This is a genomic window from Marinitoga hydrogenitolerans DSM 16785, assembly GCF_900129175.1.
Taxonomy (GTDB): domain Bacteria; phylum Thermotogota; class Thermotogae; order Petrotogales; family Petrotogaceae; genus Marinitoga; species Marinitoga hydrogenitolerans.
Window position 1 is genome coordinate 63,933 of the sequence record NZ_FQUI01000003.1, and the last position, 15,787, is coordinate 79,719.

Sequence of the window (15,787 nt, forward strand, 5' to 3'; positions counted from 1 at the left end):
TCTTTCTTTAGATTTTTGTCTTTATTGTTTTGTAAAGTAAATAAACTATAATTTTTTATTGTTAATAATATTTATTATAACATAAGGGGGTAAAAAAGATGAAAAAAGTATTTTTAATTTTTGTAATGGTAGTATTTATGTTAAACATATCAAATGCAGCAAAATCTATTTTTTCATTGGATATTGTGATTCCGACATTAAATGATGTTACTGGAAGATTTGACGCTATAATCTCCTTCCAAGATCTCACAAGTTTAAAGTATGGATTTGATGCTGGTTTTTCATTTCCTTTTATTAAGTATTATTTATATGATTTGAAAGGTACATTTGATTTTAGTACTTTAATCGATACTATTGATTATCAAACCAAATTTGCAATTATGGGAACTTTTGGTAAAAGAGAGGCTTCTATTATAATTGAACAGCCTATTTCCTCGAATTTGGATTTTTCGACGAAATACGGAATAAAATTCTTTTTAGAAAATTTAGGAGGATATGTAATTATTGAAACGACATTGAAAGAATTATATATTGGATTTACTTATTAGAGGGTGATATTGTGTTTAAAATACTTATAGTTGAAGATGATAGAAGTATTTCCAGACTATTAGAATTGGAATTAAAACATGAAGGATTTAGAGTCGAGATTGCAAATGATGGAAAAGAAGGGTTAGAAAAGTATGAAAAATTTAAACCCGATATTATAATTTTAGATTTAATGTTACCAGAAATGGATGGTATGGAAATTGCCGATTCTATCAGAAATTATGATCATAATGTTGGTATTATAATGCTTACAGCAAGAGGGGATTTACCTTCAAGGATAGAGGGTTTGAAAGTAGGAGCAGATGATTATGTAGTGAAACCATTTGAAATAGAAGAATTAATTGCAAGAATAGAAGCATTACTTAGACGATTAGGAAAACATGAAATATTATCTGTTTCTAACATTGAATTGGATTCTGAAAGAATGGAAGTTAAAGTAAATGGCAGAGAAATAAATTTAACTCTTACAGAATTTAATTTGTTAAAATACTTTTTAATTAATAAAAATAATGTAATATCAAAAGAAAAATTACTTGAGGAAATTTGGGGATATGATGATCCGGAAAATATTAATTTAGTCGAAGTATATGTGAATTATTTAAGAAAAAAATTAGGTAATGAAGGGAAAAAAATTAAAACAGTGAGAGGTGTTGGATACGTTTTTAAAGAAGAATAAAAAAAGTGTTGTATTAAATCTAACAATAATTTATACAAGTATAATAATCATTATATTATTGGCAGTTATTTTTTCAATGAGATATTTTGTTGAGATAATGTCAATAAAATCTTATGCCACTATTTTGAAACAACAAATAGAAAAAGTTTCAGAACCAAATCCCATTATGGGAAGAACTATGGGTAAAATGATGGGGAATATTTTGCATGATACAGAAAGATTAAAACGAAGTATTATTTCTAATAGAGTCATAATACTCGATGGGATAATTCTTAATGATCCATACGGAATAGTAGATGAAAAAATTTTTAATTTAAATAAAGCATATGCAGCTTATCAAAAAGATGGGATATATTATATTTTTGTAAAAACTAAAATATTTGATAATTCCACCCTTATAATAGGAGGACCGTCTTTAGAATATACAGCAGTAATAAAAACTTTTAATTCTTTAGCTTTGAATTTGAGTTTAATAAGTATATTAGTTTCTCTTTTGGTTTCATATTATTTTGCTAAACGTTCTTTAAGGCCACTATTAGATATTTCAAAAGAAATTTCTGAGATAAATGTTGAAACTCTTAACAAAAGGATTCCAGAACAAAAATTTGTTGAATTCCATAAATTGGCTGAAAATATAAATTCCATGTTAGAAAAGATAGATAAAGGTTATGAGTTGCAAAAACAGTTTGTATCAGATGTTTCTCATGAATTAAGAACACCGCTTACATCTATAATAGGGTATATAAAGTTAATAGAAAGATGGGGAAAAGATGAGGAAAAAATATTTTTTGAATCATTGGAGAATATAAAAGAATCTTCAAATTATTTAAAAGAAATGATCGAAAATTTACTTTTATTAACTAAAACAGAGGAAGAAATTAAGTTTGAAAAAATAAATATTAAAGAAGTTGTAGAAAAGATTATAAGTATTTATAAAAATGAAGGAATAAAGATAAACACAGATTTAAAAGATTTATATATTGAAACTAATAAAGATTATTTAAGTATTTTACTTAAGGTTATTATTGAAAATGCTATTAAATTCACCAAATTAAATAGTGAAGATGAGATTTTTGTTAAAATAAATAATAATTCAATTGAAATTGTTGATAAAGGTCCAGGAATAGAAAAGGACGAGATACCAAAAATATTTGAAAGATTTTATAAATCAGATAAATCACGTTCGGTAAAAGGGTTTGGACTGGGATTGTCGATTGCCAAAAAAATAAGCGAGAAAATTAATGTAAAAATAGAGATTATAAGTGATATGGGTAAAGGAAGCACATTTAAGATTAAATTTTCTTGAAAATTTTGATTTTTTAAAAATTTTAGTGTATAATGGTATAATAAAAGAGGTGAAATTATGAGAAGTATGACAGGTTACGGGAGAATAGAGGAGAATATTGGAAATTACAGTTATACTGTAGAAATCAAATCGTTAAATGGCAAACATTTAAATATAAAAGTAAATTTGCCGTGGATATATTCATCTTTGGAAATAAAAATAAATGATGTTTTAAAGAAATATTTTAAACGAGGCTCATTAAATGTTTACATAGATATTAGATTATTGCAGCCTAAGGATATTATTAAAATAGATAAAGCTCTTGCGAAATCATATTTTGATGCTTTGAACGAACTTGCAAGTTATCTTCATTTAAATGATTTACCTAACTTGGAATTATTAGTGAAATTTAAAGAAATAATGAGATATTCCATAGACGAAAAAGATTTGGAACTTATATGGAATGGGTTAGAAGAGGCGCTTGTGAAATGTATTGAAAATACTCTTGAAGTACAGCAATCAGAGGGTAAGAAAATAAAAGAAGTTTTAAAAGAATATATAAATAAGATAGAAGAAATTACATTGGAAATAGAAAAATATTCGTCAAAGATGAAAGAATATTATAAGGAAAAATTAAGAGAATCATTAAAAGATATGAATTTGGAAGTTGAATACAATAAAGAAAGATTAGAATATGAAATTGCTCTTATAGCGGAACGTGGTGATATTACAGAAGAAATTGATAGATTGAAAATGCATGTAAAAAAATTTAGAGAAGTTATAGATTCTAATTTAGAAGTATTAGGGCAAAATTTGGATTTTTTAACTCAAGAAATGCATAGGGAATTTAATACAATAGCTTCTAAATCCAAATTAAAAGAAATAACAGCATTATCTATTGATGGTAGGCTTAATGTTAATAAAATAAAAGAACAAGTGCAAAATATTCATTAATATAATTTTTGATAATTAACGGAGGTGTAAGTTGTGTACGGATTAATAAATATAGGTTTTGGTAATGTTGTAATTGGTGATAGAGTAATTGCTATTGTTAATCCTGAATCATCACCATTAAAAAGATTAAAGGATATAGCGAAAGAAGAAGGAAAGTTGATTGATGCAACATATGGAAGAAAAACAAGAGCCATAGTCATTACAGATAGTAATCACATTATATTGAGTGCTATTCAACCAGAAACCATAAGTGGCAGATTCATGCAAAATTTTTATGACGTTGAAGGAGCATTAGAAAAAATAAGGAGAGAGGTATACTCTAAATGACAAAAGGGATTCTTTATGTTGTCAGTGGCCCCAGCGGTGTTGGTAAATCCTCTATAATAAAGAGTGCAATGTCAAAATTAGAAGGATTCTCTTTTTCTGTTTCATATACAACCAGACCACCTAGACCTGGGGAAGTAAATGGTAAAGATTATTTTTTTGTTGATGAAAAAACATTTAATAAAATGATAGAAAATGACGAGTTTTTAGAGTATGCTAAAGTGCATGGGCATATGTATGGAACTTCAAAAAAGTATATAAAAGAAAAAATTAATGAAGGTATGAATATTGTTTTAGATATTGATGTTCAAGGTGCTTTGAATGTTGTCAAGAAAATGCCGAAAGAGACAGTATTAATATTTATAGCCCCACCATCATATTCTGAATTGAAAAAACGATTGATGAATAGAGGAACAGAAAAAAAAGAAGATTTAATAATTAGGTTAAATGATGCTAAATGGGAATTATCCAAAATAAATGAATTTGATTATTTAATAGTTAACGAAGAACTAAAAGAGGCGATTAATCAATTGATTTCTATATTTATAGCTGAGCAAATAAAAACAGAAAGAGTTACGGAACACCTTGGGAGATATTCATTTTTTAAGATCGAGGAGGAATGAAAATGTCGATGGATTTTAATTATGATGAAATTATGAAAAAAGTAGGATTTAAATATGTTGTTCCTATTATGGTTGCAAAAAGAGTTCAGATTTTAAAAGAAGAAGGGTTTGATGTAACTGCAAAACCTCTTGTAAAAACTTCTGATAATAATTTAGTTACAATAGCTTTCAAAGAAATCGAAAAAGGCCATGTAAGATTAAAAAATAAAGATAAATTAGAGGAATATAAACCTGAGGTGAAATAAGTGAAAAAAATATTCTTTTTTATTTTTGTTTTTATAAATATTGTCGCATTTTCTGTGAATTTTAATATTGGTATGTCTATTTTAACTGGAGAAGATAACTGGAATATGGGTTTGAAATTGGGTTTAGAAGAAGATAATTTTGAATTTTCTAGTGATGTTACATATATAAGTACTCCAAATTTTAATTTTTTAACAATTTTAGATGTTAGTACATCAATTTTAAAAATAAATGATAATAGCAATATAGATTTTGGAATTGCTTGGTTTAATGATAGAATAACTCAAGACGCTACTCAAAATAGAAGTATATTTTTAATGTATACTGGATTGAAATTAAAACTTGAAAATTTATCATTAAAAGCTGGATTTGGATATCCTCTTAGTCAAAAAGAGTATTCTACAAATCTTATGGATTATATGTTCTTTAAGATAACCTATATAGTTCCACCTCCAGAACATTTTATTGATGACTTAAAACTTGAATTTCGTTTCATAAACGGAAGAAAGGATTTTTCATTATTTTTCTCGGAGCCAATAGGATGAAAAAAGGTTTTTTAATGTTAGAAATATCTCTTTCATTAATAATAATGTCTATAATTTCAATAATTGTCCTTGCGATATTTGCAAGGACAATTATTATGTTTAAAGAAATAATAGAAATAGATTTTAATAGAATAAATGTAGAAAATTCTATTTTGAATTTATTTAGATTTTTTAGAGATGATATTAAAGTAAATACAGTCAAGTTTGTGGATACAAAATATAAAAAATATTTTGAATTTGAACGTGTAAATAATGAAAAAATTCAAATTGAAAAAAGTTCAAATTATTTAAAATTGATATTTATAAATTCTTATAATGAAAGAGTATACGAATATTTATATTCAGGTAAAATGATAGATATAAATAAAAGGGATAATATATTGGAATTTCAATTGGAAAATTACGTTTTGAATATTTATTCTGGGGAGTGGTAAAATGTCAAATCCAATAATAGAAGCATATAAGATTTTACAGGAAAAAATAAGGCATGATAATATGAAATTATACCTTGAGTTATTAGAATCAAAAGTTTCTACTGTAAAAGCTAAGTCTATTCAAGAATTATTAAAGCAAAAAGTAGAAATAACCCATATGCATGAAATGTTAAAAGATAATAGTCCAAATGTACGACTATCTGCATTGAAATATCTTGAAAAAATGGGGAAACTTGATTGTGAAATATTAAAAGAATTATTTAATGATATATCATCAGTAATTAGAAAAGAAGCTATTAAATTGTATCTTTCTTTAGGATGTGAAGATTTTGAATCTCTGTATCCATTAGCAAAGGATCCGGATTTTAAGGTGCGCTTTCAATTAGTAAATTCTTTTATAGAATTTTATCCAGAAGATTTAGATAAAATAAGAGATAAATTTGAGGATGAAACAAATCCTCAAATAAAAATATTATTAAATATGTCCGAAAATATTAATGAAATTATTTTATCTGAAGAAGTCCCAATATCATTAAAAAAACTTGTTTTAAAAAGATATTTTGAAGCAAATGATTCTGTTACTGTTTATAATACTTTTAGTGAAATTTACCATAATGTTGATAAAAATATGAAATTAATATTGATAAAATATATATCAGGATTACCATGTGAAATATCTAAACCGTTTTTCACAAAGAATATAGATGAAGAAAAAGATATAGAATTATTATATGAATTGGTAAATAAAGGGAAAAAGATTTGTGGTAATGACATTATTCAAGATTGGATTATTGATAAATTTATTGATACAGATATGCCAAAAATAAAGAACTTCGGCTTTAAATTAGCGATGGAAAAAGACGATATGAATTATGTTGATTATGCAAGAAGTTTGTTAAATGTAGTAGAAGACGAACTCCTATCAGGAGCAATAAGTTATTTACTTCATTTCCTTGATTATACACTTCTTGATAAAATACCAGATTTTTTAAATTCACTATCAATAAAAAGGAAAAACTATGCGCTGCAAATTATAAAAAAATTAAAAGCGGAACAATTTATTATGGATGTTTCAAAAATAGCAGAAAATAAAATTTATCCAGTAAATTTGAGAAAAAACGCTTTAAATATATTAAAGATATTAAAAGCAAATAATTTTTGGGAAACCCCATATAATATATTAAAGGATGAAAATGAAAATGGAACATTAAAATTAACTGCTTTAACAACATTACTTAAATTAAATCCTGAGGTAGTTCCGAGTGTTCTTGAATGAATTATTTCCCAACAAATGTAAAGTTTGTAAAAAAGAGATTCCTTTTAACAAAATAATTTGCGAGTCTTGTGAAGACTCGCTTTTCCAACCATCTCTTTTGAAGAAAACTAGTTATAATATATATTTTGCAAGTGTATATGAAGAACCATTATCTTCTTTGTTAAAAGAATTCAAGTTTAAAGAAAATATACATCTTGCGAAAATATTCTCAAAGTTATTATATAGAACATATAAACATTATAATATTGAGTTTAATGAAATTCCTGAAATAATATATATCCCTTCTATAAAAAGGCATTTAAAGAAAAGAGGTTATAATCCCGTTTTTTTATTAGCAAAAGAATATTCCAAGTTAACGGGTTTTAATATCAACAATAAATTAAAAATTCAAAAAAGATATTCAAAATCTCAGGTTGAAGCAAATAATTATTTTGAAAGAATACATCAGGTTAAAAATAAATTTTTTTTCGAAGGAGTAAAAGAAAAAGAATATATAATAATAGATGATGTTCTTACAACAGGGGCAACACTTGAAAATGCAATTAAAACCATAAATAATTATGTTGTACCAATAATTCTTTGCAAAAATGTAAAAAATATATAATCTTTAATATATTGAATATTTTGTTATTATAATTAATTAATTATAATTAAGAGATAAAACCTCCATATAACTCTTGTTTACTAAAAAAAAATATATGATACAATTTAAATTGTTGAAACTATAAATGGAGGTTGGAATATGATAATAGATAAAAAGCTTTCCAGATTATTAGAAAGTGAAGAACCAAGTATTCAAGAATTGAGGAATATTGCAAAAAATATGGGAATCAAATTAAAAAGGTCAATGCGAAAAAAGGATATAATAAAGGTAATAAAAAATAAGTTGTTGCAATTAAAAGAAGAAGGATTAATAACAGATACTTCAAATCAATTATCTTTTCAAATCCCGCAAATTAGTGGAATAGATTTAATTAAAAATAATAAAGAACTACTTAATGAAGATATGCTCATAATTACAAGTGTCAATTCTAATTGGATATTTGCGTTTTGGAATTTTTCAAAGGAATTGATGATGAAAATAAGCAAAATCCCTGAAAACACAAAAATGATAATGAGATTTTATGATGTAACGAATAAAGATTTTGCAATAGATGAAGCAAATAGAATATATGAATCAATTAATGATTTAAAAGAATATAAAAGTTATTATTTTTTCGTTCCAGTGTCAAATGCTGAATATATAGCTGAAATAGGATATTTAAATAAAGAATTTATTCCTTTGATAAGGAGCAATAGATTAAAAATGCCATCTGAAAATATTAATATTTCAGAAAATGTAATATTATATAATTTGAAATCAAATAAAAAAAAGAAATTAAGAAAAAAAATTAATGTCAACATAGTAGAAAAGATACCTAGTGTAGCTAATGGAAATATGACATTACCTCAATTAGGAGATAGACCACCAATATCTGGTGGAGGTTCATTTGTTTGGAATTTATATTCTTTAAACAGGGGGATAAAAAAATGAATAGGGGAAAAATAATGTTTGTGTTGCATTCTCATTTACCATATGTTAGACACCCTGATTACGAAGAGTTTATGGAAGAAAGATGGTTGTTTGAAGCTATAACAGAAACTTATGTCCCGCTTATTAGAATGTTTAAAAAATTGGAAAGAAAAGAAATAGATTTTAAATTAGTTATGAGTTTTTCACCAACATTAATGGAAATGTTAAATAGTATAGATTTACAAGAAAAGTATATAAGATATTTAAAAAAAATAATAGAATTGTCTGAAAAAGAATATGAAAGAACAAAAGATGAAGAATTAATAAAACATAAAATGGCGGATTATTATAGAAATAATTTTAAAGAAATATTGGAAATATTTGAAAAAGATTATAATAAAAATATATTAAATGCTTTTAAAGAATATAAAGAAAAAGGATATTTAGAATTAATTACTACAGCAGCAACACATGCAGTATTACCTTTATATTCAGAATATCCAGAAATTATACGAATGCAAATAAAGTATGGATTGGAAACATTTAAAAAGGTTTTTGGAGATTATCCAGAAGGTTTTTGGTTGCCAGAAATGGGGTATTTTGAAGGATTAGATAGTTATTTAAAAGAATTTGATATAAAATATTTTTTTGTTGAAAAACAAGGATTGATATATGGAAATCCATATCCAATATATAACACTTTTAATCCGGCTATAACGAATTCTAATGTTTTTGTTTTCTCAAGAGATAAAGAAAATAATATTGAAATTTTTGATACAGAGTCAGGTTATTTGAATGATCCGCGTTATAGAGAATTTTATAGAGATATAGGATTTGATAGAGATTATGAATATATAAAAGATTATATAGATAAAAGTGGTGTTAGGTGTAACACTGGGATTAAATATTATAAGATTACTGGTAAAGATAAAGAACTTTTTGATAAATTATTATATGATATTGATGAAGCTTATGCGGCAGTAAAAGAGGATGCGGCAAATTTTGTTCAAAAAAAGTTAAATCAATTACGAGATTTAAAAAAAGAGTATCCAGAATTATCTCCTATTATGGTATATACGTTTGATACAGAATTTTTTGGTCATTGGTGGTATGAAGGAATATTATTTTTAGAAAAAGTAATAGAAAAAGTATATAATACAGATGAACTTATTTTGAAAAAAGCAGAAGATATTATAAAAGAGACAAAAGAAGTTCAGGTTTTAACTCCCTCTAAATCATCATGGGGTATAAACGGTTTTTTTGAAGAATGGGTTAATGGTAATAATGATTGGATATATCCAGCAATATATGAAATGATAGAAATATTAAGAAAAAAATTTAAGAATGATTGGCAAGGTGAAGAAAAAAAGATAATATCCTTAATGATAAGAGAGTTAATGCTTGCACAGTCAAGTGATTGGGCGTTTATTATAAGTTCAGGGACTACAGTTGAATATGCAGTTAACAGAATAAAAACACATGTGAAACGTTTTTTTGAACTTAATGCAATGCTTGAGAGTGGAAAAATTGAAAAAAATAAGTTAAAATATTATATGTGGGTAGATAAAATTTTTGAAAACATTGATTATAGTGATATTATGTAATCAATATCTGAAAGGAGGGCATAAGAGTGCCAGAAAAATATTTTGAAATCAGATGGCATGGAAGAGCTGGACAGGGAGCAAAGAGTGCTTCGCAATTTTTAACAGAAGCAGCAGTAGAAGCAGGTAAATATTCAACAGCATTTCCGGAATATGGTGCTGAAAGATCAGGAGCACCAATGAAGGCATTCAACAGAATTGCAGATGTTCCGATTAGAATAAGAAGTGGTATCGAGACTCCAGATGTAGTTGTAGTTTTTGATGATACAATGTTAGGATTACCTGAGATAACAACTGGGTTATCAGAGGATAAAATTATGTTGGTAAACACAGTTATGTCTCCAGAAGAAGTAAAAGAAAAAACAGGGTTTAACGGAAAGATTTATACGATTCCTGCAACGAATATAGCTTTAGAAGAAATAAAAAGAGGAATACCAAATACAGTTATGATTGGAGCTCTTGTTAAATTGACAAATGCAGTTCCATTAGAAGTAGTTAAAGAAAAAGTTAAGAAAACATTTGAAAAGAAATTTAGTTCAGAAGTAGTTGAAGCAAACATTAGAGCAGTTGAAAGGGGTTATCAGGAGGTGAAAGGTAATGCCTAAATACGATAGCTGGAAAGAAATGCCAATTGCTGGAGTAATTGATAAGCCAGCTACTGCAAGAGAGTATAATACAGGTACATGGAGAATTATGAGACCTATTGTTGATAAAGATGCATGTATTAATTGTATGCAATGTTGGTTATATTGTCCAGATATGGCAATAAATGGAAAAGTAAAAGAAGATGGGAAGACAGAAATGATTGGTTTTGATTATAACTATTGTAAAGGCTGTGGAACATGTGCTAAAGTATGTCCTGTAAATGCAATTACAATGAAACCAGAAACGGAATTTTTAAAATAAGGAGGTTGAATATAAATGCCTACAAAGTTAGCAATAACTGGTGCAGCTGCAGTTGCTCATGCAATGAGACAAATTAATCCAGATGTAGTAGCTGCATATCCAATAACACCACAAACTCCAATTGTTGAGTATTTTGCTCAATTTGTAGCAGATGGAGTTGTAGATACAGTGATGGTTCCTGTAGAATCTGAACATTCAGCTATGAGTGCTGTTGTAGGTTCAGCAGCAGCAGGTGCAAGAACAATGACAGCAACAGCAGCTAATGGATTAGCTTTAATGTTTGAAATTGTATATATTGCAGCATCAATGAGATTACCTATAGTAATGCCTATAGTTAATAGGGCTTTATCTGGTCCTATAAATATTCATGGAGATCATTCAGATGCTTATGCAGTAAGAGATTCTGGATGGATTCAATTATTCTCAGAAAATTCTCAAGAAGCATATGATATGACAATTATAGCTACAAAATTAGCAGAAAGAGAAGAAGTATTGACACCAGCAATGGTTAATTTAGATGGATTCATCACTTCACATGGTGTTGAAGGTGTGGAAATATTAGATGATGAAGTTGTAAGAGATTTTGTTGGCGAATGGGAAGCTAAATATCCATTATTGGATATAGATAACCCTGTTACACATGGACCATTAGATTTATTCGATTATTATTTCGAACATCACAGACAACAACAAGAAGGTTTAAAAAATGCATATAAAGCATTACCTGAAGTATTTGCAGAATATGAAAAGATTTCTGGAAGAAAATATGATTTCTTAGATTTATATAGAATGGAAGATGCAGAATATGTAATGGTTGTTATGAACTCTGCAGCATCAACAGCAAAATATGTTATTGATGAATTAAGGGAAAAAGGTATAAAAGCAGGATTAGTAAAGCCATGGGTATTTACACCTTTCCCTAAAAAGGAATTTTTAGCAGCTCTTGATGGAAAGAAAGCTGTAATGGTTCTTGATAGAGCAATGTCATTTGGAAAAGAAGCACCATTATATTCATTGATAAAATCTGCATTGTATGATGCAAAAGAAAAACCATTAATAGGTTCATATGTATATGGTTTAGGTGGAAGAGATGTTACACCAGAAATGTTGAGTATACCATTTGAAGATGCAATTAAAGGTGATTTGGATCCAAATGAAGAAAGATATCTTGGTTTAAAAGAATAATGGAGGTGAATAATAGTGCCTGTAAATATGAAACAATTAATTAATTTGGTAGATAAAGAAGATTGGCCATTTACACAAGGACATAGATTATGTCCAGGATGTAATGCACCAATGGTAGCAAAATGGGTAACAATGACAGCAAAAGCTTTAGGATTTGAACCAGTAGTTGGAGCAGCAACAGGATGTTTAGAAGTTTCAACAACAATATATCCTTTCACATCGTGGAACATTCCATATATACATAATGCATTTGAAAATGTAGCGGCAACAATTTCTGGAGTTGAATCGGCATATAGATCATTAAAAAATAGAGGAAAACTAAAAACAGATAAACCAATTAAATTTATTGCATTTGGTGGAGACGGTGGAACATATGATATAGGTCTTCAATCATTATCAGGAGCTGTAGAAAGAGGACATGATTTCTTATATATTCTTTATGATAATGAAGGTTATATGAATACAGGTAATCAAAGATCAGGTTCTACACCTCCAGGAGCAGATGCAACAACAGAACCAATTGGAAAAGTAAAAACAGGTAAGGTTCAATTTAAAAAGAATATAGTTGAGATAATAGGTGCTCATGAAAATGTATATGCAGCAACAGCATCAACTTCAGATCCTTTTGATTTCATGGCTAAAGTAGAAAAAGGGTTGAAATTTGAAGGTCCAGCATTTATAGCTGTGTTAGCTCCTTGTGTAAGATTCTGGAGAATTCCTGAAAGCGATGGCCCTGCTATTACAAAATTAGCAGTAGAAACAAAATATTGGCCATTATATGAAATAGATAGAGGAGTATATAAGATCACAAGAAAACCAAGAAACTTTAAACCACTCGAAGAATATATAAAATCAATTGGAAGATTTAGAAAAGCTCTACAACATCCAGAATATAATGAAATGATTGAAGAAATGCAAAAATATGTAGATACAAGGTGGGAAAGATTATTAAAATTAGAAGAAGTAACAAAAGATATGTACTTAAGATAATGAAAAATAAAAACCGGGGCTTGCCCCCGGTTTTTAGGCTATTTATTAAAACGCACGGTATAGAGGGGGTTAATAGATGAGAGATTGGTTTGTCAAATGGGAAAAAGTAATTGTTATTATTATAGTTGTATTATTTACAGCAGGAATTATATGGTGGTCAATAGCTACTTATCTGGGGGCATCAAAATCTGCAGTTAACTCAGCTAGTAAGCCATCGAGAGATAATGCATTAGCAGTAATTACTAAAGATGGAACAGAATTAGATTATCCTTATTGGATAATGAGTTATGAAGTAAATGATGAAGTATCCAGAATTAGACAACAATATACAGCATATGGTCAGCAAATAGATTCAGTGTTTGATGAAGTTCCATTAAGCTATAATGCAGTAAAACAGTTGTTTGATATTAAAGTTATAGAATATTATGCAGATAAAAATGGATTAATTCCAACAGATAAAGAAGTGGAAAAAGAATTTAATAAATATATAGATGATCAAATAGCAAAACTAAAAGAAAATGAAGATACATGGAAAAAATATCTCGATTATTACAAATCAGAGGATAATTTAAGAGATATTATTAAATCGAGTTATAAAGATGCTTATAGAATTCAATTAATTATTGATAGAGTAAAAAATAAAGTCTCAGAAATTTCAAAAGAAGAAGGTTTAGATTATATAAAAAAGAATTTTAATGATTTAAAAAGTCAATATGAAGAGGTAAAAGCACAACACATACTTGTTTCGGATGAAGCAACAGCAAATAAAATAAAACAAATGATTGAAAGTAAAGAAATATCCTTTGAAGATGCAGCAGCAAAATATTCAAAAGACACATCAAATGCAACAAGTGGTGGAGAATTAGGCTGGTTTAAACATAACACAATGGTAAAAGAATTTGAAAATGCTTCATTTAATGCTACTGTTGGAGATTTAGTTGGTCCAGTTAAAACAGATTATGGTTATCACATTATAAGAGTTCAAGATAAAAAGGTATTTAATAAACCAGAAGATATAATGGATAAATTCCCAGAAGTATATTCAGAAATAGAGAAGAAATTAAAAGATGATAAATTTATATCTTGGTTGAAAGAATATAAAGAAAGTGAAAAATTAGGATTAAATTATTTAGATGAAAATTTGAAAAATTATGATGAATATACGCTTTTATCAACAACAAAAGATGAAAAAAAGATTAAAGAATTTATATCATATTTAGAATCGTTAGTATTTGATGAAAATGGTGAATTAGCAGTAAATGCTTCAACGGATGAAATGGCGTTATATATTAATGCTACTAATCTATTAAAAGGTATTTTAGAAGAACGATTAGATAAATTTACTAAATATTTAACTTTAAAAGATACAGTTGATGAAGAAATTCTTAACTTGAGATTAGACGAAATAAATAAAAAATATGATGAAATAAGTAAAAAAATGAAAAATGTTAAAGGTGAAGAATATACAAATTTATTAAAAGAAAGATTTAAATATGAAGATGCAAAAAGCTTTTTGGAATTAAAAGATGAGTTAAAAGAATATACAGATGAAGAAATAGCAAAAGGTAAAGTTGAATTACAAACAGTTTTAGATGAATTAAAAGCAAAAAGAATAAAGGTATTAGATGAATTATTTGCAGAATATCCAAGTTCAACAAAAACAATAGAATTTTACTATCAAGAAGCACCAGAAAATCCAGAAGTTGCATTGAAATATTCTGAAAATAAGATAAACACATATAAACAATATTTACAATATATTGATGTTAACTCTATGTTCCAATATTTTGGGCAACAGTTAAGAGAAATAAGCTTTAACTTAAATAGAGTAGCCTTTTCCAAGGCGTCTACAGAAACACGAATAGAAGCCTTAGAAACATTAATAGATTTCAATGATTTATTTAGTCAAGATAAATTTTCAAAGATTGGTTATTTAGAAGAGATAAAAAAATTAGATCCAAATTATCCAGGTATAGATAAAATGATTGAAGATGCAGAAAAAGAATATCAGGAATCACAAAATGCAACAATGACAAATAAGTAATCTGATAAAAAGCGGAGAGTATATACTCTCCGCTTTTTATTTTACTTACTAATTTTTGGGGTATAAAATTATCTTGTATTAAGAATGTGAGGAAAATAACTTTAATAACATATTACCTTTTATTAATGGGAATAATTACTTGTCATTATATATAAACACATTTGTTATTTTTTTAATTAAGTGGTAATATATAAACAAGGAGGTGAATAATATGGAAAAATTTTATGAAAAAACATTATTAGAGGAACTCCATGATATTCAAGATACTTATGGATATATTCCAGAAGAACAAATTATCAGAATTGCTAAGGCAAGAAACATGCCTAAATCACAATTGTATGGTGTCATTTCGTTTTATTCTATGTTACATGTAAAACCAAGGGGGAGATACATTATAAGAATTTGCGATAGTCTTTCTTGTCACCTTAATAATGCTGAAGATGTTGTTGAAACTATTAAAGAATTCTTAGGTATAGAATCAGGTGAAACAACGCCAGATAAGAAATTTACTTTTGAAGTAGTAGAATGTTTAGGACATTGTGGTGAAGGTCCCGTAATGCTTGTAAACAATAAAGTTTATACAAAACTTACACCTCAACAAGCAATTTTAATTTTAAAAGAATGCATATAAGGTGGTGAGGT

19 protein-coding genes are annotated in these 15,787 nt (G+C 27.2%); all 19 read left to right on the top strand.

The features are described from left to right. The first annotated feature begins 98 nt into the window (after positions 1–98). The 19 genes from BUA62_RS01655 (at position 99) to nuoE (ending at position 15,776) form a co-directional block, all read left to right on the top strand. Positions 99–548 carry a hypothetical protein gene (locus BUA62_RS01655; RefSeq protein ID WP_072862768.1) on the top strand — a complete coding sequence of 150 codons (450 nt, stop codon included), beginning with the start codon at positions 99–101 and terminating at the stop codon, positions 546–548. An 11-nt stretch (positions 549–559) separates the two neighbouring features. Continuing rightward, positions 560–1,222, top strand: a complete 663-nt coding sequence (locus BUA62_RS01660; RefSeq protein WP_072862770.1) for a response regulator transcription factor — start codon at positions 560–562, stop codon at positions 1,220–1,222. Next, positions 1,197–2,528 carry a sensor histidine kinase gene (locus tag BUA62_RS01665; RefSeq protein WP_072862772.1) on the top strand — a complete coding sequence of 444 codons (1,332 nt, stop codon included), beginning with the start codon at positions 1,197–1,199 and terminating at the stop codon, positions 2,526–2,528. The genes BUA62_RS01660 and BUA62_RS01665 overlap by 26 nt, the downstream gene beginning before the upstream one ends. A 57-nt stretch (positions 2,529–2,585) precedes the next feature. Next, a complete protein-coding gene (locus BUA62_RS01670; protein ID WP_084670651.1) occupies positions 2,586–3,461 on the top strand; it encodes a YicC/YloC family endoribonuclease in 876 nt (291 codons plus the stop codon). A gap of 33 nt (positions 3,462–3,494) precedes the next feature. Further along, positions 3,495–3,788 (top strand): DUF370 domain-containing protein, encoded by a 294-nt coding sequence (locus tag BUA62_RS01675; protein WP_072862776.1) that lies wholly within the window; start codon positions 3,495–3,497, stop codon positions 3,786–3,788. Continuing rightward, positions 3,785–4,408, top strand: coding sequence for a guanylate kinase (gene gmk / locus BUA62_RS01680; protein ID WP_072862778.1), 624 nt, complete (start codon positions 3,785–3,787; stop codon positions 4,406–4,408). The genes BUA62_RS01675 and gmk overlap by 4 nt, the downstream gene beginning before the upstream one ends. 2 nt (positions 4,409–4,410) lie before the next feature. Further along, complete coding sequence (locus tag BUA62_RS01685) at positions 4,411–4,653, top strand: DNA-directed RNA polymerase subunit omega (RefSeq protein ID WP_072862780.1); 243 nt, start codon at positions 4,411–4,413, stop codon at positions 4,651–4,653. After that, positions 4,654–5,196, top strand: a complete 543-nt coding sequence (locus tag BUA62_RS01690) for a hypothetical protein (protein ID WP_072862782.1) — start codon at positions 4,654–4,656, stop codon at positions 5,194–5,196. It abuts the gene before it with no gap. Beyond that, a complete protein-coding gene (locus tag BUA62_RS01695; RefSeq protein ID WP_072862784.1) occupies positions 5,193–5,630 on the top strand; it encodes a hypothetical protein in 438 nt (145 codons plus the stop codon). The genes BUA62_RS01690 and BUA62_RS01695 overlap by 4 nt, the downstream gene beginning before the upstream one ends. Position 5,631: 1 nt before the next feature. Further along, positions 5,632–6,906, top strand: coding sequence for a HEAT repeat domain-containing protein (locus BUA62_RS01700; RefSeq protein ID WP_072862786.1), 1,275 nt, complete (start codon positions 5,632–5,634; stop codon positions 6,904–6,906). A gap of 97 nt (positions 6,907–7,003) precedes the next feature. Then, positions 7,004–7,510, top strand: coding sequence for a ComF family protein (locus tag BUA62_RS01705; protein ID WP_143148302.1), 507 nt, complete (start codon positions 7,004–7,006; stop codon positions 7,508–7,510). A gap of 138 nt (positions 7,511–7,648) precedes the next feature. After that, the gene (locus BUA62_RS01710) at positions 7,649–8,440 is read left to right on the top strand and encodes a DUF4912 domain-containing protein (protein ID WP_072862790.1); all 792 of its coding nucleotides are present in this window, start codon (positions 7,649–7,651) and stop codon (positions 8,438–8,440) included. Further along, a complete protein-coding gene (locus BUA62_RS01715; protein WP_072862856.1) occupies positions 8,437–10,023 on the top strand; it encodes a glycoside hydrolase family 57 protein in 1,587 nt (528 codons plus the stop codon). Before BUA62_RS01710 ends, BUA62_RS01715 begins: the two co-directional genes overlap by 4 nt. Positions 10,024–10,049: 26 nt before the next feature. After that, a complete protein-coding gene (locus BUA62_RS01720; protein ID WP_072862792.1) occupies positions 10,050–10,625 on the top strand; it encodes a 2-oxoacid:acceptor oxidoreductase family protein in 576 nt (191 codons plus the stop codon). Then, the gene (locus BUA62_RS01725; RefSeq protein WP_072862794.1) at positions 10,618–10,926 is read left to right on the top strand and encodes a 4Fe-4S binding protein; all 309 of its coding nucleotides are present in this window, start codon (positions 10,618–10,620) and stop codon (positions 10,924–10,926) included. Before BUA62_RS01720 ends, BUA62_RS01725 begins: the two co-directional genes overlap by 8 nt. A gap of 15 nt (positions 10,927–10,941) precedes the next feature. Continuing rightward, positions 10,942–12,111 (top strand): pyruvate ferredoxin oxidoreductase, encoded by a 1,170-nt coding sequence (porA, locus tag BUA62_RS01730; protein WP_072862796.1) that lies wholly within the window; start codon positions 10,942–10,944, stop codon positions 12,109–12,111. Between the two features lie 15 nt (positions 12,112–12,126). After that, positions 12,127–13,101 carry a thiamine pyrophosphate-dependent enzyme gene (locus tag BUA62_RS01735; RefSeq protein WP_072862798.1) on the top strand — a complete coding sequence of 325 codons (975 nt, stop codon included), beginning with the start codon at positions 12,127–12,129 and terminating at the stop codon, positions 13,099–13,101. A gap of 76 nt (positions 13,102–13,177) precedes the next feature. Further along, the gene (locus BUA62_RS01740) at positions 13,178–15,145 is read left to right on the top strand and encodes a peptidylprolyl isomerase (RefSeq protein ID WP_072862800.1); all 1,968 of its coding nucleotides are present in this window, start codon (positions 13,178–13,180) and stop codon (positions 15,143–15,145) included. A gap of 202 nt (positions 15,146–15,347) precedes the next feature. Beyond that, entirely contained in the window at positions 15,348–15,776 is a 429-nt protein-coding gene (gene nuoE / locus BUA62_RS01745) for an NADH-quinone oxidoreductase subunit NuoE (protein WP_327037247.1), read from the top strand. Positions 15,777–15,787 lie beyond the last annotated feature (11 nt).